Source organism: Hymenobacter setariae (assembly GCF_007713685.1).
Classification (GTDB): Bacteria; Bacteroidota; Bacteroidia; order Cytophagales; family Hymenobacteraceae; genus Hymenobacter; species Hymenobacter setariae.
This window is the reverse complement of the sequence record NZ_VMRJ01000003.1, coordinates 635,232-651,807: the sequence shown is the minus strand read 5'-3', so window position 1 is coordinate 651,807 and position 16,576 is coordinate 635,232. Positions and strand designations below refer to the sequence as shown.

At 59.2% G+C, this 16,576-nt stretch carries 16 protein-coding genes; 10 read left to right on the top strand and 6 right to left on the bottom strand.

Going from position 1 to position 16,576, the window contains the following annotated elements; all coding sequences use genetic code 11:
- Positions 1-109: 109 nt before the first annotated feature.
- The 3 genes from FNT36_RS13820 to FNT36_RS13810 all read left to right on the top strand — a co-directional run bounded on the left by FNT36_RS13820 (position 110) and on the right by FNT36_RS13810 (position 2,577).
- Positions 110-1,207, top strand: coding sequence for a Gfo/Idh/MocA family protein (locus tag FNT36_RS13820; RefSeq protein ID WP_144848619.1), 1,098 nt, complete (start codon positions 110-112; stop codon positions 1,205-1,207).
- Positions 1,208-1,397: 190 nt separating this feature from the next.
- A complete protein-coding gene (locus FNT36_RS13815; RefSeq protein ID WP_144848616.1) occupies positions 1,398-1,820 on the top strand; it encodes a hypothetical protein in 423 nt (140 codons plus the stop codon).
- Positions 1,821-2,091: 271 nt separating this feature from the next.
- Complete coding sequence (locus FNT36_RS13810) at positions 2,092-2,577, top strand: hypothetical protein (protein WP_144848613.1); 486 nt, start codon at positions 2,092-2,094, stop codon at positions 2,575-2,577.
- A 2-nt stretch (positions 2,578-2,579) separates the two neighbouring features.
- On the opposite strand, the gene FNT36_RS13805 is transcribed toward FNT36_RS13810, so the two are convergent.
- Entirely contained in the window at positions 2,580-2,858 is a 279-nt protein-coding gene (locus FNT36_RS13805; RefSeq protein WP_144848610.1) for a DUF4834 family protein, read from the bottom strand.
- A gap of 73 nt (positions 2,859-2,931) precedes the next feature.
- On the opposite strand from FNT36_RS13805, the gene FNT36_RS13800 reads away from it, so the two are divergent.
- Together FNT36_RS13800 and rlmB are read left to right on the top strand one after the other, a co-directional pair.
- Positions 2,932-4,179, top strand: coding sequence for a GWxTD domain-containing protein (locus tag FNT36_RS13800; RefSeq protein ID WP_144848607.1), 1,248 nt, complete (start codon positions 2,932-2,934; stop codon positions 4,177-4,179).
- Complete coding sequence (gene rlmB, locus FNT36_RS13795; RefSeq protein ID WP_144848604.1) at positions 4,152-5,168, top strand: 23S rRNA (guanosine(2251)-2'-O)-methyltransferase RlmB; 1,017 nt, start codon at positions 4,152-4,154, stop codon at positions 5,166-5,168. The genes FNT36_RS13800 and rlmB overlap by 28 nt, the downstream gene beginning before the upstream one ends.
- 82 nt (positions 5,169-5,250) lie before the next feature.
- Here rlmB and FNT36_RS13790 read toward each other — a convergent pair whose 3' ends face one another.
- The 3 genes from FNT36_RS13790 to FNT36_RS13780 are packed head-to-tail and all read right to left on the bottom strand — an operon-like array spanning position 5,251 to position 8,252.
- Complete coding sequence (locus FNT36_RS13790; RefSeq protein ID WP_144848602.1) at positions 5,251-6,339, bottom strand: mannose-1-phosphate guanylyltransferase; 1,089 nt, start codon at positions 6,337-6,339, stop codon at positions 5,251-5,253.
- Positions 6,340-6,398: 59 nt separating this feature from the next.
- Positions 6,399-7,199 carry a dolichyl-phosphate beta-glucosyltransferase gene (locus FNT36_RS13785; RefSeq protein WP_233635903.1) on the bottom strand — a complete coding sequence of 267 codons (801 nt, stop codon included), beginning with the start codon at positions 7,197-7,199 and terminating at the stop codon, positions 6,399-6,401.
- A gap of 54 nt (positions 7,200-7,253) precedes the next feature.
- Positions 7,254-8,252, bottom strand: a complete 999-nt coding sequence (locus FNT36_RS13780; RefSeq protein WP_233635942.1) for a KpsF/GutQ family sugar-phosphate isomerase — start codon at positions 8,250-8,252, stop codon at positions 7,254-7,256.
- Between the two features lie 201 nt (positions 8,253-8,453).
- Here FNT36_RS13780 and recQ point away from each other — a divergent pair, with 201 nt between their 5' ends.
- Positions 8,454-10,664 carry a DNA helicase RecQ gene (gene recQ, locus FNT36_RS13775; protein ID WP_144848595.1) on the top strand — a complete coding sequence of 737 codons (2,211 nt, stop codon included), beginning with the start codon at positions 8,454-8,456 and terminating at the stop codon, positions 10,662-10,664.
- Between the two features lie 232 nt (positions 10,665-10,896).
- Here recQ and FNT36_RS13770 read toward each other — a convergent pair whose 3' ends face one another.
- Together FNT36_RS13770 and FNT36_RS13765 are read right to left on the bottom strand one after the other, a co-directional pair.
- The gene (locus FNT36_RS13770; RefSeq protein ID WP_144848592.1) at positions 10,897-11,112 is read right to left on the bottom strand and encodes a hypothetical protein; all 216 of its coding nucleotides are present in this window, start codon (positions 11,110-11,112) and stop codon (positions 10,897-10,899) included.
- Between the two features lie 6 nt (positions 11,113-11,118).
- Entirely contained in the window at positions 11,119-11,529 is a 411-nt protein-coding gene (locus tag FNT36_RS13765) for a hypothetical protein (RefSeq protein WP_144848589.1), read from the bottom strand.
- A 401-nt stretch (positions 11,530-11,930) separates the two neighbouring features.
- Between FNT36_RS13765 and FNT36_RS13760 the strand changes: the two genes are divergently transcribed.
- The 4 genes from FNT36_RS13760 to FNT36_RS13745 all read left to right on the top strand — a co-directional run bounded on the left by FNT36_RS13760 (position 11,931) and on the right by FNT36_RS13745 (position 16,554).
- Complete coding sequence (locus FNT36_RS13760) at positions 11,931-12,617, top strand: response regulator transcription factor (RefSeq protein WP_144848586.1); 687 nt, start codon at positions 11,931-11,933, stop codon at positions 12,615-12,617.
- Positions 12,614-13,981 (top strand): HAMP domain-containing sensor histidine kinase, encoded by a 1,368-nt coding sequence (locus tag FNT36_RS13755; RefSeq protein ID WP_144848583.1) that lies wholly within the window; start codon positions 12,614-12,616, stop codon positions 13,979-13,981. The genes FNT36_RS13760 and FNT36_RS13755 overlap by 4 nt, the downstream gene beginning before the upstream one ends.
- A gap of 128 nt (positions 13,982-14,109) precedes the next feature.
- Entirely contained in the window at positions 14,110-15,426 is a 1,317-nt protein-coding gene (locus FNT36_RS13750; protein WP_144848580.1) for a TolC family protein, read from the top strand.
- A gap of 24 nt (positions 15,427-15,450) precedes the next feature.
- Complete coding sequence (locus FNT36_RS13745; RefSeq protein ID WP_144848577.1) at positions 15,451-16,554, top strand: efflux RND transporter periplasmic adaptor subunit; 1,104 nt, start codon at positions 15,451-15,453, stop codon at positions 16,552-16,554.
- Positions 16,555-16,576 lie beyond the last annotated feature (22 nt).

Sequence of the window (16,576 nt, the reverse complement as noted above, 5' to 3'; positions counted from 1 at the left end):
AGTAGTAGCCAGGCAACTAGCACGAAAATTATTAGACCTTGGACTGCCCTGGCAACTCAGCCAGTTTGGCCCCGGTATCTTGCCAACTCACTCTTTTTAGCCCACCCTTATGCCTAGGTTACTAGTTGCCGCGCTTGCGCTATTACTGACTATTTGGGGCCACTCGGCCGCCGCCCAAACGCCGCCGCCCCTGCGGGTGGGCGTGGCGGGCCTCACGCATGCTCACGTGCACGGCATCCTAGGCCGCGCTAAGCGCGGCGACATCGTGATTGTAGGCATTGCGGAGGCCAACCGCGAACTGGCCCAGCGCCTCACTAAGCAATACGGCCTGAGCATGGACCTGGTGTATAGCTCACTGCCCGAGATGCTTACTAAAACCAAGCCGCAGGCAGTCACGGCATTTGGCTCTATTTACGAGCACCTAGGGGTGGTGCAGGCGTGCGCGCCCAAGGGCGTCCACGTGATGGTAGAAAAGCCGCTGGCCGTGAGCATGGACCACGCCCGCCAGATGGCAGCGCTGGCCCAAAAGCACCACATCCACCTGCTTACCAACTACGAAACCACATGGTACGGCTCTAACCGCCAAGCCTACCAACTGGTGCAGGACAAGGCCCTAGGTGGCATCCGGCGCATGGTGGCGCATGATGGCCACCAAGGCCCCAAGGAAATAAACGTCAATAAAGAATTTCTGGATTGGCTCACCGACCCAGTGCAGAATGGTGGCGGCGCGATAATCGACTTTGGCTGCTACGGCGCCGACCTCATGACGTGGCTCATGCACGGCGAGCGCCCGCTGTCGGTGACTGCCAACGCCCTGCATATCAAGCCCGATGTGTACCCCAAGGTAGAAGACGACGTGACCATCTTGGTCAATTACGCGAAGGCGCAAGGCGTCATTGAGGCATCCTGGAACTGGCCTTATGCCCGCAAGGACCTAGAAGTGTACGGCCAAACGGGCTCAGTTATCGCCCTCGACCGCGACCACATCCGCGTGCGCCGCACCGAAAAAGACGCCCCCCAAGACCAAACCGTGCCCGCGCCGCCCGCACCCTACGACGAGCCTTTTTCATACCTAGCGGCCGTGGTGCGGGGCACCGCCCCCGAAGACGTACTGTCGTCTTTGGCCACCAATATGCTAGTGGTCGAGATACTGGACGCGGCCAAGCAGTCGGTGAAAGAAGGCAAAACAGTGTACCTGCCTAAGTAGCAAGCGAGAGCTTCTTGTGGGCCAGCCTAAAAATAATAAGGGCGAAGTAAGTAGTATAGCTATGCAACCATTTGGCAGCCTATTAGCTCACCTAGTAGGCTGCCCCTGCAGCTTGTTCTTTTCTCACTTAGCTGCCTATACAGTGAAAATTCTACCCCTACTTGCATCTGCCAGCATCGCGCTTCTAACCATGAGTTTCAGTTGCGACAAGCAAGACAGTGAAGTTCAGCCCTGCGGCGAAGCCCCTAGCGCCGTAGCTACGCAGGCCTATACGCTACCTATCGGCTGCTCGCTCACGGCCCAGCGAGGCCAGTCTAAGAGCTACATTATTAATTCGCCTGGCGAGCTAGCAGCGGTTGTTCAATGTAACAGTACCACCGCGCCCACAGTAGATTTCACCACGTCAACTTTATTGGCGGGCCGCGTTCCTCGCTCTGGTGGCGCTTTTCTGCGCTCGCAGCAGGTAGAACTGGATTGCCAGGGCAACTACGTGCACACAGTAAATGTGACCGATAGCCCCACGCTGAGCCCAGTTGATGTTGACTATACCATAGTGGTGCCAAAGCTGCCGAGCGACAAGCAAGTTAAGGTTGTCGTCAACATCGTGCAGTAAACTACTAGTAGCGCTCGAAGCGCGGAACAATAGCGTAGCTAACCTGGGAGGCTGCCGAATAAAGCTGCCGCCCATGCACGCCCCGTTAAGCTCAAGCCCAGAAACTAAATAGACTTAGCGGCAGCTTCTGCCAAGTCTACTTAGTTTCTGGGCTTAAACTTTGGGCTAAGTAACCCACCCTAGGTAGCCTAGGAAACAAAGGCGCGCCCCCACTTGTGGCACAGAGTTTGGCTTGGTACGGCATTCCTGTCTCCATAACGCTTCCCACCTTATGAGAACCATACTCGCCACGCTTTTGCTTGCCGCAGCGGCGCTAAGCGCCAACGCCCAAAACATTGCCATTAAGAAAGACCTCATCACCGTGGATGGGCAACCCTACGCGCACCTTGAGCAAGGCGAAGCGGGCGAATACTACGTCAGCTCGCCCCAAAAACAGCGCCTCTTTCTTGTGCGGCCGTTGACGCTGCAAGACCCCGCTGGGTGGGCAAGCTACTTACAATTTGTTTTTACTGATTCTCGCAAGGTGGTAGAAACGCCGAAGCCTAGCGAAAACTTTCGCATTTTATCTCCCACTAAGCTGGCTCGTATCATCTATAGTGCACGGCTGCTCAAAGACGGTGCACTTGACCCGAAAGCAGTAGCCGATTTTGAAGTCAATTACGGTGCCCCATATTCGGAGCGCCGCCAAGCGCTCAACCAGTTGCTCACGCAGCCAACAGTAGTAGTGCCAGCGGTCGCACCGCACCCGCAGCCCTAGGGCTATTTTACTTCTTCATAGTCTACGTATTCCCCACCCCGAAATTCGTGCTTGCGCTCGCTGCCAGCCGCTTGGGGCGGCACGTAGTCTACGCGCACCTGGCCGGGCTCGGTAGCAGGCTGGCGTGGCGTCTCAAATCCGCCATTAGGAGCGTAGAAACCACCCTGCTGAGCCTTATGCACCTGCTGCCGCACAAAGCCGCCGAGCGCTGCCCGTAGTACCACGGGCAAGATGTAGCGTACAAGTAAGAAAAACAGCAGCAGTGAAATCCAGAAGCTCATGGATGGAAAGAAAAGACTAGGCCGTACCTACGGCCGATTAAGGTTCAAGTTTAACAACCGCGCGGCGGTTTTTGTGCTACTCAGCCTGCTAAGCAGCCGGTGGGTAGCGGCCCAACCTTCGGAATCGCGCCTCGATTTTGCTAGCTTATACCAGCCCGTAGCCAACAGGCTACTAGTCGAAACTCGCCGCGAAGCTGATAGCCTGCGGCTGCTACTTAATCGACCGGCAGGCCCTGCGGGGCAAGCGCTGCCTACTGTGCGCCTCACCGTATGGGCTAGCTATGAAGCTAGGCAGCCCCTGTGGCAAGGCACCCAGCGCCTACGCTTGTACCCAGGCGCCGACCCGGCCAGCGCGGTGCTAGTGCTCACAGCGGCGCTGCCGCTAGCGCAAGCGCCAGCCGGAGCTGTGCTGCAAGCTTCCCTAGACCAGCCAGCACTCACTAACCAGCCCAGCGGCTCCACTCAAAACCCTGCCACTACGGCGTGGGTTCGCCTCACTACCGAGCGTTTAGCCCGGCCTTTCGTACTGCTCGACTCGATGGGCCTAGTGCTCACACGCCCCTACGTGCGCAGTGGTGAGGCCGTGGCCATTGCGAGCTTTGGCCTAGGGCAGCCCGTGCGGTGGCGGCGCTACGCTGCATCGAGCACGGCTGCTCCCCCACCCTTTGCCGACCCGCGCCGCCAGCCCGCTGCGCCGCGCACCCTAGGGGTGCTCGACTCATCGGCCGCGGCGCTGCCGGCCAGCGACCTGCTGCGCTTGCCGCAGCAGGGGCTGTATGCGCTGCGCGTGGGCGGCACGGGCGGCGAGCCCGTGCGCACGGTGCCGCTGCTGGTGGTACCCTCCGACTTTCCGGGCCAGCGCACGGCGCCCGAGCTCATCGAGCCGCTGCTGTACCTCACCACCGCGGCCGAGCGCCAGCAGCTACAACAGGCCGCCGACCCCAAGCGCGCAGTCGACCAATTTTGGCTGGCTTCGGCGGGAGGCGACCAGGCGCGGGGCCGCGACTATATTCGACGCTACTATGGCTTGGTCACTATTGCTAACGAGTTGTTTACGGGACACAAGGCCGGCTGGCTTACCGACCGCGGCCTGCTGTATGTGGTCTTAGGTGCGCCTAGCAGCGTACGGCGCCTAGGTACCGGCGATGAGCGCTGGATTTATGATGCTCTCGACCGCACGGGCCGCCCTACAAGCTTCACCTTCCGCCCGCGCCCTAGTACCTTAGCGCCTGATAACTACGAACTGGTGCGCCGCCCCGAGTATCAAACGCTCTGGTATGCCGCCGTAGAACGATGGAGAAAGACACTGACCGCCCGGTAAACGGCGGATTCGAAGACGATTATGTGCCGCGCCGCTTCCGCGAAGGCGCCGGCGACAGCCGCCCCGAGCGCCGCGAAAACCGCGATGCGCCCCGCTCCGACCGCCGCCCTGGTGGCAACGAGGCAGGTAGCAATCGCTCCCGGCCCAACCGCCCGTTTTATGATGAGCAAGGGCGCCAAGTGCAGCGCAGCAGGCCCGCTGGCGACGCGCCTTACAAACAGCACAACACCCGGCCCGCTGCCGACCGCAGCATCGACATGCTGTTTGGCCTGCGCCCCATTTTAGAGGCGCTAAATGCGGGCCGCACGCTAGACAAGATTTTCTTGCTGCGCGGCACCAAGAACAGCATGACCCAGGACATCTCGGACCTAGCACGAGCGGCCAACGTGCCCGTATCGATGGTGCCGCTGGAGAAGCTGGAGGGCATGACCCGCAAAAACCACCAAGGCGCGGTGGCCTACGTGTCGCCCATCGACTTTGCCCCGCTCGATACGCTGCTGGCTGGTCTGTTTGAAGAAGGCAAGGTACCCTTCTTGCTACTGCTCGACCGCGTAACCGACGTGCGCAACTTCGGCGCCATTGCCCGCACCGCCGAGTGCCTAGGGGTGCAAGCGCTGGTAGTGCCCGCCCGCGGTGCCGCCCAAATTAATGGCGACGCCGTCAAAACCTCGGCCGGCGCGCTCAATCTGCTGCCCGTGTGCCGCGAGCCCGACCTGCACCGCACCATCGAATTCCTGAAAAATAGCGGCCTCACGGTAGTCGCCTGTACCGAAAAGGCCGATGCCGACCTAGGTCATACCGAGCCCGCCAGCCTCAGCGGCCCCATTGCCGTGGTCATGGGCTCGGAGGAAGATGGCATCTCGCCCGACTTGCTACGCCTCTGCGACCAGCGCCTACGCATCCCGATGAGCGGCCAGATTCAGAGCCTCAACGTGGGTGTGGCCGCCGGCATCATGCTCTTCGAAGTAGCAAAGGCCCGGATTACTTAACAGCCCTAGGCTGACACGAAAGCGCCCCGCTAGCAACATGCTAGCGGGGCGCTTTCGTGTCAGCCTAGGGCTGTTACTGGACTTAGTGGTACCCGCCGCCCTTCTTGGACTTCACATCCGCCACAAAATCTTTTACACGCTGCTCTTCGCTGCGCTGACAGATGAGCAACACGTTGTCGTGCTCGGCCACGATGTACCCTTCGAGCCCTTGCACTACCACCAAGCGCTCAAGCGGCGTCTTGATGATGCAGTCCTGGGTATCGTAGAGCATCACGTCGCCGTCGATAACGTTGTTTTGGGTGTCGCGCTGGCCCACGCGGTGCAGCGAATCCCAGGTGCCTAGGTCGCTCCAGCCAATGTCGGCGGGCAGTACGTACACGTTATCCGCCTTTTCCATGATGCCGTAGTCGATGCTGATGTTGCGGCACCGAGCATAGGCCTCATCGATAAACGCAGCTTCATCGGGGGTGCCGAGCTTGTCTGCGCCCTCGTCAAATACCTCGGCCACGTCGCTGAGCAGGTTGTGGAACGCTCGCAGAATGCTTTCGGCCTGCCAGATAAAGAGGCCCGCATTCCAGAGAAAGTCGCCGCTTTCCAAGAACATGCGCGCCAGCTCACTATTGGGCTTCTCCGTAAAGGTCTTGACTTTGTGTAGGTTGTTGCCCTCCAAACGGTTTTCGGCGCCATCCATGTACTGAATATAGCCGTAGCCCGTGTCAGGGCGCGAGGGCTGAATGCCAAGCGTGATGAGGACATCATGCTGGCGCGCCGCCGTTATCGCCTCGCGGATAAGGCGGCGAAACTCTTCCTCGCGCAGCACGGCATGGTCGGCGGGCGATACGATAATAGTAGCCTTAGGGTCGCGCTGGGCGATGCGGTAGCTGGCGTAAGCCACGCAAGGAGCTGTGTTGCGGCCGATGGGCTCGCCCAGAATCTGGTCGGCGGGCAGGTCGGGCAAGTGGCTCTGCACCAAGTTTACGTAGTCGCGGTTGGTGACCACAAATACGTTTTCGGGTGGGCAGATGCCCCGGAAGCGGTCCACTGTCAACTGCAACATCGAACGGCCTACCCCGAGTACGTCGTGAAACTGCTTAGGGTGCTGGGTACGGCTAAAGGGCCAAAAACGGCTGCCAATGCCACCCGCCATCACAACGAGATAGGTGTTGTTCATTTCAACATGAGCTTGGTGTAACCACAAAGGTAGGAACCTCATCGGTTACGTTACCATTACTATATAGGAACGCCCGGCGTAGCGGCTTGGCTGGCCACTAGTGCCTGGGTGCGGGATAAGGCAGCCGCATAGTCGCCGCGCCGGCTATATTGGCGGAGCGCCCACAGCTCGCGAAAGCCATGCAAGCCGCTGAATATGCCCACTTTACTACCCGCGACATCATTCCATCGCACCGGTTGCTCGCGCAGGCGTAGGCCCGCCTTGTAAGCTAGAAAAAGCAGCTCTACATCGAAGCCAAAACGGTCGAGCCGAGCGCTTTCAATTATTGGCGTGCACACATCGAGTCGAAAGGCCTTGAAGCCGCACTGCGTATCGGCGTAGGGCATGCTGGTAGCCAAGCGCACCATGCGGTTGAAGAACCGGCCGCTTTGCTCGCGCAGCCACGGCTGGTGCTGGCCCACTAGCTCGTCGTTGAGCGCTCGCGAGCCAAATACCACATCGCATTCGCCCGCCAGAATGGGCTCGAGTAGCGCGGGTGTTTCTTCGATAGGGGTCGAAAGGTCGGCGTCGGAAAAGAGGGCGATGGCCCCGCGCGCGGCTAGCAGCCCCTGCCGCACGGCATAGCCCTTGCCCCGATTGGGAGTGTAGCTGAGTACGCGCGTGGCTACCCGGCCGGTATGCGAAGCAAAGTACTCCTCAGCTACGGCTACCGTACCATCGGTCGAGCCATCGTCCACCACAATCAGCTCGCTGGGATAGGGCTGCGCGTGGAGGTAAGCCAGCACCTGGCCTAGGGTAGCACCTAGCCGCGCAGCCTCATTGTAGGCCGGAATTAGAAGCGAGAGAACCGGAGCGGGCAAAACAGCGAGCAGCGACGTAGGAGACTAGAGACGGGTGAAGTTAGCGAGTTTTAATTATACCAATCCTTCGCGCAGTACATCATGGAGATGAATAAAGCCCGCAAATTGACCTTCATCGAGCACAATAAGTTGGGTAATATTACGCTCTTGCATGCGGCGCAACGCCTCAGCCGCAAAGTCGCTTTGCGCGATAGTGGCCGGCTGCGGCGTCAAAATATCCTTGGCAGTCAGCGACTCTAGGTCGGCCAGCGGCCCGCGGCCCAACATACGCCGCAAGTCACCGTCAGTGATAATGCCTGCCAGCTGGCCCGCCGTATCGAGCACAGCCGTGGCTCCCAAGCGCTTGCCAGATATTTCGAGTAACACTTCGCGCAGCGAGGCACCTAGGCCCACTTTCGGGCGCTGATTCTGGCGGCTGAGGTCGCCGACAGTTAGGTAGAGCTTCTTGCCAAGCGTGCCACCGGGGTGTAGGCGTGCGAAGTCCTGGGCCGAAAACTGCCGGCATTCGAGCAGGCACACGGCCAAGGCATCACCTAGGGCCATGGCGGCTGTGGTGCTGGTGGTTGGCGCCAGGTCGTGGGGGCAGGCTTCGCGCCGCACCGGGGCGTGCAACACATAGGCGGCCTGCTTGGCCAGGTATGAGTCGGCGTTGCTGACGAGGGCGGCCAGCGGCACGTCCTTGCGGCGCAGTAGCGGTACCAGCACCTTTATTTCGGGCGTATCGCCGCTCTTACTGATGGCAATGACAAAGTCTTCTGCCTGAATCATGCCTAGGTCGCCGTGGATGGCGTCGGCGGCGTGCATGAATAAGGCAGGCGTGCCGGTGCTGTTGAAAGTAGCTACCAGTTTGCTGGCGATGTGGGCGCTTTTGCCCACACCCGTCACCACCACACGGCCACGTAGGGCTAGTAGCGCGGCCACGCAGTGGGTAAAGTCGGGGGTGGCGGCCACGGCCTGGGCCACGTCGCGCAGGGCGTCGGCTTCTTCCAGCAGCACCTGGCGGGCCACTGCCAGCACATCGACGGGCGCGGGCAACACGGGGAAATCGGAAATCGGATGCACGGCCAAAACTACGGCTTGGCGGCTAAGCCACGACTGTTTAGCCCGGCCCGGCGGGCGTAAGGCGCTGAGAGAAAAGCCGCCAGGGCCTTCCTAAAAAAGTTGCGCTTAAACGCTAATATTTCGCAAAAAATTCACTTTGTCCTTATCTTCGTTTAGCACCTTCACTCTTCTTTATCACCCCGCTACTATTCTATGCCATTGCTTGCTACTGCGGAGCCGCTCGCGCCGGCCGCCCACTTAAAGACCAAACTCAAGGAAGTTTTCGGCTTTGGGCAATTCAGGGGGACGCAAGAAGCTGTTATTCAAAATATTCTAGCCGGGCATAACACCTTCGTTATCATGCCTACGGGGGCGGGAAAAAGCCTCTGCTACCAGCTACCAGCGCTGGTTCTGCCAGGCACGGCCATTGTTATTTCGCCGCTTATCGCGCTCATGAAAAACCAGGTCGACCAATTGGCGGCCTTCGGCGTGAACGCGCAGGTGTACAATTCGACGCTAACTAAGACAGAAATGAATCGCGTCAAAAAAGACGTGATTGCAGGCGATGTGCGGCTTTTATACGTGGCACCCGAGAGCCTGACGAAGGAAGACACTATTGCCTTTCTCCAAAAAGCCAGCATTTCGTTTGTAGCCATCGACGAGGCGCACTGCATCTCGGAGTGGGGCCACGACTTCCGCCCCGAGTATCGCAAGATTCGCGGCATCATTGATAACCTAGGGGGCAAGATTCCGCTCATCGCGCTCACGGCCACGGCCACGCCCAAAGTGCAGCTCGACATCCAGAAAAACCTGCACATGGACGATGCGAGCGTCTTCAAGACCTCGTTTAACCGTACCAACCTCTATTATGAGGTGCGTGCCAAGCGCAATACCAAAAAGCAGCTCATCCAGTATGTGCAGCAGCACAAGGGCAAAGCGGGCATTATCTACTGCCTGAGCCGCAAGAAGGTAGAGGAAGTGGCCGAGCTACTGCGCGTGAATGACGTGCGCGCCCTCCCCTACCACGCCGGCCTCGACCCGCACACCCGTATGCACAACCAAGACGCATTCCTGAATGAGGAATGTGACGTGATTGTGGCCACCATTGCCTTCGGCATGGGCATCGACAAACCCGACGTGCGCTTCGTTATTCACTACGACGCGCCCAAGAGCATCGAAGGCTACTACCAGGAAACCGGCCGCGGTGGCCGCGATGGCTTGGAAGGTAACTGCTTGATGTTCTACAGCTACGACGACATTCTGAAGCTCGAAAAATTCAGCAAAGACAAGCCCGTAACCGAGCGCGATAATGCCCGGCAGCTACTGCTGGAAATGACGAACTACTCGGAGTCGTCAGTGTGCCGGCGCCGCCAGTTGCTGCACTACTTCGGCGAGAGCCTCGATAAGGACTGCGGTTTCTGCGACAATTGCCGCCACCCCAAGGAGAAATTTGACGGTACCGAGCACGTGGGCCTGGCCCTGCGGGCAGTGGTGCAGACCGAGGCTCGCTTTGGCCTCGAACACATTGCGCAGGTACTCCTAGGGCTGCGCAACCCGCACATCGACAGCTACGGGCACGATGGCTTGCCGGTGTATGGACAGGGCAAGACTCTGAGCGGCGACATGCAGCTGTGGCTGTCGGTGTTGCGCCAGTGCCTGCTCAATGGGCTGCTCGAAAAGGATATTGATTCGATAGGCTTGGTGCACATCACCGAGAAAGGCATCGACTTTATCGAGAATCCGCAGCGCATCACGCTCACCAAAGACCACGACTTCGAGGCCGAGAAACAAGAGGAAGAGGACGAGGAGAAGACCCAGCAGGCGGCCGGCCACGACGAGGCTCTCTTTGTGCAACTCAAGGAGTTGCGTAAGCAAGTAGCTAAGCAGAAAAACCTGCCCCCCTACGTGCTCTTCCAAGACCCCAGTCTGAAGGAGATGGCCACCACCTACCCCCAGAGCCTACACGAGCTGACGCACATCTCGGGCGTGGGCCAGGGCAAGGCACAAAAATTTGGGGCGCCCTTCGTGGCTGCAATCAAAAAGTACGTGGAGGATAATGACATCGAGACGGCGGCCGACGTGATTATCAAGTCGACAGTGAACCGCTCGAAACTCAAAATCTATATTATCCAGCAGATTGACAAGAAGATGGACCTGACTGGCATAGCTCGGAGCCAAGGCATCTCGATGACCGAGCTGATGGAAGAAATTGAGCACATCTGCTACTCGGGCACGCGCTTAAACCTAGACTACTACATTCGGGAAGTAGTAGATGAGGACAAGCAGGAAGAGATTTACGACTACTTCATGACGGCCACTACCGACAACATTGCCACGGCCATGCAAGAGCTTGGTGTTGATGATTTTTCGGAAGAGGAAGTGCGCTTAGTGCGTATCAAGTTTTTGAGTGAAGTAGCCAATTAAATCTGGCATTTTTTAAAATCAAAAAGCCTTGCACCATGGTGCAAGGCTTTTTTCATGTGCTACCAGAGACGCATAAGAGTAGGCCATAGCAACCCCCGTTAAGCCACTTTTAACAATGAAATTCCCTATGTAACTGGTGTAAATGTCTTTTTACTAGCAGCCCGATATACTGCGTGGGCACTAGCAAAAAAGTAGACAGTAAGGCACCTGCATTTAACCCCAAAATAGTCGCCTAATAGTAGGGCGCCGCCTCTTGTAAGCGGCGCGTGACAAAGGCGCCGGCCGGCGCCTTTGTCACGCGAGCCAGAAAATGTAAGACCTGCGCCGTGAGCAGGTCTGCTAGCTGGTGCGAATCGGCTGCTGCATGCACGGCCGCATCTGCCTGGGAAAACCACTGCTGGGCTTCCCCTTCTACGACTAAGTGGGGCTGGTAGAGGCCCTCAGCCAAGCCACGCTACAAGTTGAGACGCATGTAATGAAGCACGCTGGCGAGCCGCTCGGTGCGCAGTTTCTGGTACAGGGTGGGATAGTCAGCCTTCAACTCATGCATGAATAGTGAACGCATTTTTTCGGGCAGTGCCTGCAACGTCTGGCGCACGCGCAGCATCTCCTCCACAGCATTGGCGCTGAGCGGGCCGTGCTGAGCCAAACGCTGGCTAAATTGAATGAGGTAGTGCCCCACGACAGCGGCCACCAGCGCGGGCTTACCAGCGGGAAACGCGCGCTCGACAGCATCGAGCGGCAGGCGAAGGGCTAGGGCGACGTCGGCTAAGCTGACGGGGCCGATGCCGCGCTCCAATAGCAAGTCTTGCGCCATGGCGACGAGACGAAGCAGCGGTGGCGACGTGGGGGAGACGGAATTCATACCTAGGACAATACTAAAAGCGTAGCCTAAAATAAGCACGCTGGAATAGTCGCTGTGACGCAGGATGGCGAACAACGAAAACAGTGTAACTATCAGAAAACTGAGCCTTGTGCTGAAAGCTAATCATATTCTTGCATTACGTCAGAATATGTAGTACTTCAAGTGTCCACAAGTGGCTAGCTGTTTTTTATCCACTACTAGACAAGTCTAATGTGCTTCTAATGTAGCCGTTTACTGCTAACCGTATCTTTGTCGTAATTAAAAAATCAGCGGTTGCTGATTTGCTGTCAGGCTTTTCACTGGCCTTTTCCTGCGTTGAGGCGAGGAAAGCTGCTGCTGACTTTATGTAGGAGGGATACACCTAGGCTCTACTGCCGGACCCCTACTAATTTGATACGCTTATGAGAGTTCTGGTGGTAGAAGACGAGTTGAAGGTGATTGCCATTCTCAAACAAGGATTTGAGGAAGAAGGCTTTACAGTAGACGTAGCCTTCGACGGCAAAACTGGCCACCTCATGGCCCTAGGTACCCAGTACGACATCATCCTGCTCGATATCGGGTTGCCACACCTCAACGGCTACGAGCTGTGTACGCTCATTCGGCGGCGCGATGCGCAGGTACCTATTCTGATGCTCACCGCCCTAGGTACTACCGACAACAAGGTAGAGGCCCTGACGCTGGGCGCCGACGACTACCTGGTCAAGCCCTTCGAGTTTCGCGAACTGCTGGCTCGCGTGCGGGCCCTCACGCGCCGCGCTCGGCCCGATTTTGGCCCCGTGGTGCTGCAAGCCGCTGACTTAGAGCTGAACCCCTCCACCAAGCAGGTGACTTGCGACGGCCAGCTCGTGGCGCTCACCGCCCGCGAGTTTGCGCTACTCGAAGTGCTACTGCGCCACAAAAACGAAGTGCTATCCCGCGCCGACTTGATTGAGAAAGTCTGGACCCTGAACTTTGATACCGGCACCAACGTGGTGGATGTGTATATCAACTACTTGCGCAATAAGATAGAGAAGCCCTTCGGCCGCCGCCTCATTCAGACGGTGGTGGGCATGGGCTACGTGCTGCGCGATGAGCCGGTGGCGCTATGACTATTCGCACCCGCCTAGCGTGGCAGTTTACGCTGCTGATGGGGCTACTGCTGACCGCGGGCCTAGGGGCAGTCTACTACCTGTCGTGGCACAACACGCAGCGGCAGTACGAGCAGCGCCTGCGCGAGCGCGCCCACACGGCCGCCGCGCTTTTCCTGGAGGCCGACGAGCAAAGCCTTACCTCTACCAATCGCGCCCGGCAGCGCTTCCTGCGCACGCTGCATGGCGAAGTCATTGGCATCTTTGACGCGGCCGACCGCCTGCGCTTTAATACGCAAGCTGACAATGCTTTTACGCCCGCCCTGCTAGCCCGCGTGCGCCGCGAGGGCGAGGTGCTGTTGCGGCACGGCGCTCAGCAAGTAGTCGGCGTTTACTACCCAGACAACCAAGGCGACTTTTGCATTCTGGTTGCAGCCCAAGACTACGCTGGCCAAACGCGGCTAGCTTATCTGCGCCTCGTGTCGGGAGGCGTGCTGCTGGTGAGTGTAATTATGAGTTTTGTGCTGGGCCGCTGGTTTGCCCGCAGTGCGCTGGCGCCCATCAGCCACTTGGTGCACCAGGCACAACGCGTGAGTGCGGCCGATTTGCACCTGCCCCTACCCGCGGGCGAACCCAACGACGAGGTAGGCGAGCTTTCGGCCACACTGAACCTCATGCTTCAGCGGCTCAAGGAGTCGTTTGAGCGGCAGAAAAGCTTCGTTAGCAACGCTTCGCACGAGCTGCGCACGCCCCTCACCAGCATCATGGCTACGCTGGAAGTTGCGCTCAACCGCCCACGCACGCCCGAAGTCTACGTCGAAACGTTGGAGTCGACGCTGCAAGACGCGCATCGGCTCAAAGAAATCATTAACCGGCTGCTGCAACTTGCGCAACTCGACTCGCACGAAGCGGGTCTACAGCCTGGCAGCACCATGCGCCTCGATGAGGTGCTCTACGCTACGTGCGAAGAAGTAGCCGCGCAGTACGACCCTAGCCGCATCCAGGTGCTGCTAGGCCGCCTGCCCGCCGACGCCGAGCAGCTCGACGTGCCCGGCGACCGCCACCTGTTTCGCCTGGCCCTCGGCAACCTGATTGGTAACGCCTGCAAGTTCTCGACTGCTCCCGTCACGTGCACGCTCGATTGTACCGACGAGCAAGCCATCATCAGCATCGCCGACCAAGGCATTGGCATTGCGCCTACTGAGCTGGCGCAGGTTCGGCAGACGTTTTTCCGAGCTTCTAATGCGCAGGGTATCGGGGGTTACGGCGTAGGGCTGGCCCTTGCCAATCAAATTTTTGAGCTGCACGGGGCCGTGCTCGAAATCGAATCGGTATTGCATCAGGGCACAACGATGCGAGTGCGAATGCCGCTGCGCAAGGTGTAGGCCGGGGCGAGGTACAACGTCCGAAAACCGCTTTCTAATCTCCTTCTAATACTCTTCTAATGAGCCTGTAATTTCTCGCTTAGCGGGCTGCCGGACCTTTGCATAGCTCTTCGGAGCGCCCCTAGGCTATGCAAATTTCACTCATTATCAGCATATTATTTTTCGGTCTAACGCTCGCGCAAAGTCTGCGGGCGCAGCCAGCCACCTTGGGCGGCGCGCTCGCCATTCCGGCCCGGGTCGATACACTGGCGCTCACGCTGCCCGAGGCCGAAGCGGCCTTCCTAGGTACCAATTTCGCCTTGCTGGCCGAGCGATTTAATATCTCGGCCGCGCAGGCCGAGGTAATTCAGGCCCGGCTGTTCGACAACCCCACCATCAGTCTAGAGCGCAACCTGTTCAATCCGAACAATGGGCGCTTTTTTGAGCACAACGAGGAGCGGTTTCAGGTGGTGGGCGGCATTGAGCAGTTGGTGCAGCTGGGGGGCAAGCGCCGCAAGGCCGTCGCCTACGCTCGCACGGGGGTAGAAATCGCCGAATTACAGTTCACCGACCTCGTGCGCACGCTGCGCTACGAGCTGCGCGAGAACTTCGTAACGCTCTACTACCGCCAGCAAACGCAGGCCATGTACGCCCGGCAGATTACGGCCTTACAGCGCACGCTTGCCATCACGCAGGCCCAATACCAGCGCGGCAACGTGCCACTGAAGGAGGTAGTACGGCTTAAAAGCCAGCTGTTTGAGCTGGAAAGCGAGCTGAAAGACCTGCGCAACGAGATTGCCGAAGACCAGTCGGAGCTGAACCTGCTGCTGGGCAGCCGGCAGCCGCGCTACCTGCGCCCGGTGCTGCCGGCCAGCACGCCCGCCAGTTTGAGCCTAAATACCTTGTCCCTAGGCCAGGCCCTGGACACTGCCCGCACCCACCGCCCCGACCTGCGGGTCAGCGTAGCCACCGTGCGCCAACAAAAGCAGAACGTCGGCGTGCAAAAAAGCCTGGCCGTGCCCGACCTCACCCTAGGCACCTTTTACGACCACAACGGAGCCGTAGGCCTGCACTACACCGGCCTCACGGTGGGCATGCCGTTGCCGGTTTTCAACCGCAACCAGGGCAATATCCGCCTGGCGGAAGCCCAGCACCAGGGCAGCCAGCAGGCGCTCGATCAGCAGGAAGCCACCTTGGTAAACGAGGTAACCGAAGCCTACCGTAAGGCCCAGGAGGCCGAGCGCCTCGCCGAAGCCTTTCCGGCCGACTACTTCGCCGATGCCGACCGCTTGCTCGATGGCGTGCTGCGCAGCTACCAGCGCAAGGCCATCACCCTGCTCGAATTTCTGGATTTTCTGGACTCCTACAAAACGGGCGTCATTCAATTCAACCAGAGCCGCGCCGAGCGCCTCAACGCCTTTGACAAGCTCAATGAGCAGATTGGTCAGCAAGTATTTAGCTATTAGAGTCGCTGCTTTACCTACCTATCTATGCAACGCTATTTTCTACCCATACTCCTGCTAGCGGCTGGCTTTTCGGCTTGCTCGGAACGTCCGGCCGAAGCACCGGCTAGCCGCCCCGCTGCGGCCGCGCCAATGCTATCCGACTCGCTACTGGCGCGCATTGCGCTGGATACCGTGCGCCAGCAGCCGGTGGTGAATGAGCTGAAGCTCACGGCCAAAATCGCTTACGACGAGGCGCGGGTGAACAAGGTGTACCCCCTGGTGGGCGGCATCGTGACCAAAGTAAACGTGACGCTGGGCCAGTACGTGCAGGCTGGGCAGGTGCTAGCCGAAATCGAAAGCTCCGACATTGCCACCTTCCGCTCGGAGGCTACTACGGCCAGCGTAGACCTGGCCAAGGCCCGGCAGGAGCTGGCTTCGACCAAAGAGCTGTACACCGACGGGCTGGCGTCGGCGCGCGAGTATAAACTGGCCCAGCAGGAGGTGCGCCGCGCCCAGGCCGAGGTGCAGAAAAACAGCCAGATTGAGGCCATTTATGGCACCCAGGCCGGCCAGTCGGCGGCGCGCTACCTAGTAAAGGCGCCGGCCGCCGGCTACGTAGTCGAAAAAACCGTGAACCCGCGCACCCAGCTGCGCGCTGACAATGACCAACCCAGCTTCGTTATCTCCGACCTGAAAACGGTGTGGGCGCTGGGCAGCGTGTATGAGGACGATATATCGCGGGTGCGGCCCGGCACGCCGGCCATCGTCAAAACCCTGGCCTACCCCAACGAGCCGGTAACCGGCAAAATCGACAACGCCTTCAGCGCCCTCGACCCCGAAAGCCGGGTAATGACCGTGCGGGTGCCGCTGCCCAACCCGGCCAATAAGCTCAAGCCGGAGATGTTTGCCACCATCACGGTGGCGTCGGCCACGGGCGCACGCAAGCTCAGCGTGCCGTCGTCGGCGCTGGTGTTTGAGCGCAGCCGCAGCTACGTGCTGGTCTTCCACGACCGGCAGCACGTGGAAACCCGCCCCGTGGAAACGGCCGGCACCACTGCTGGCCGCACCTACCTCAATGGCGGCGTGGTGCCCGGCGAGCGGGTGGTATCGCGCAATGCGCTGCTGGCTTACCACACGCTGAATCAATAGAATAAGCTGCCCTGATGTGGGC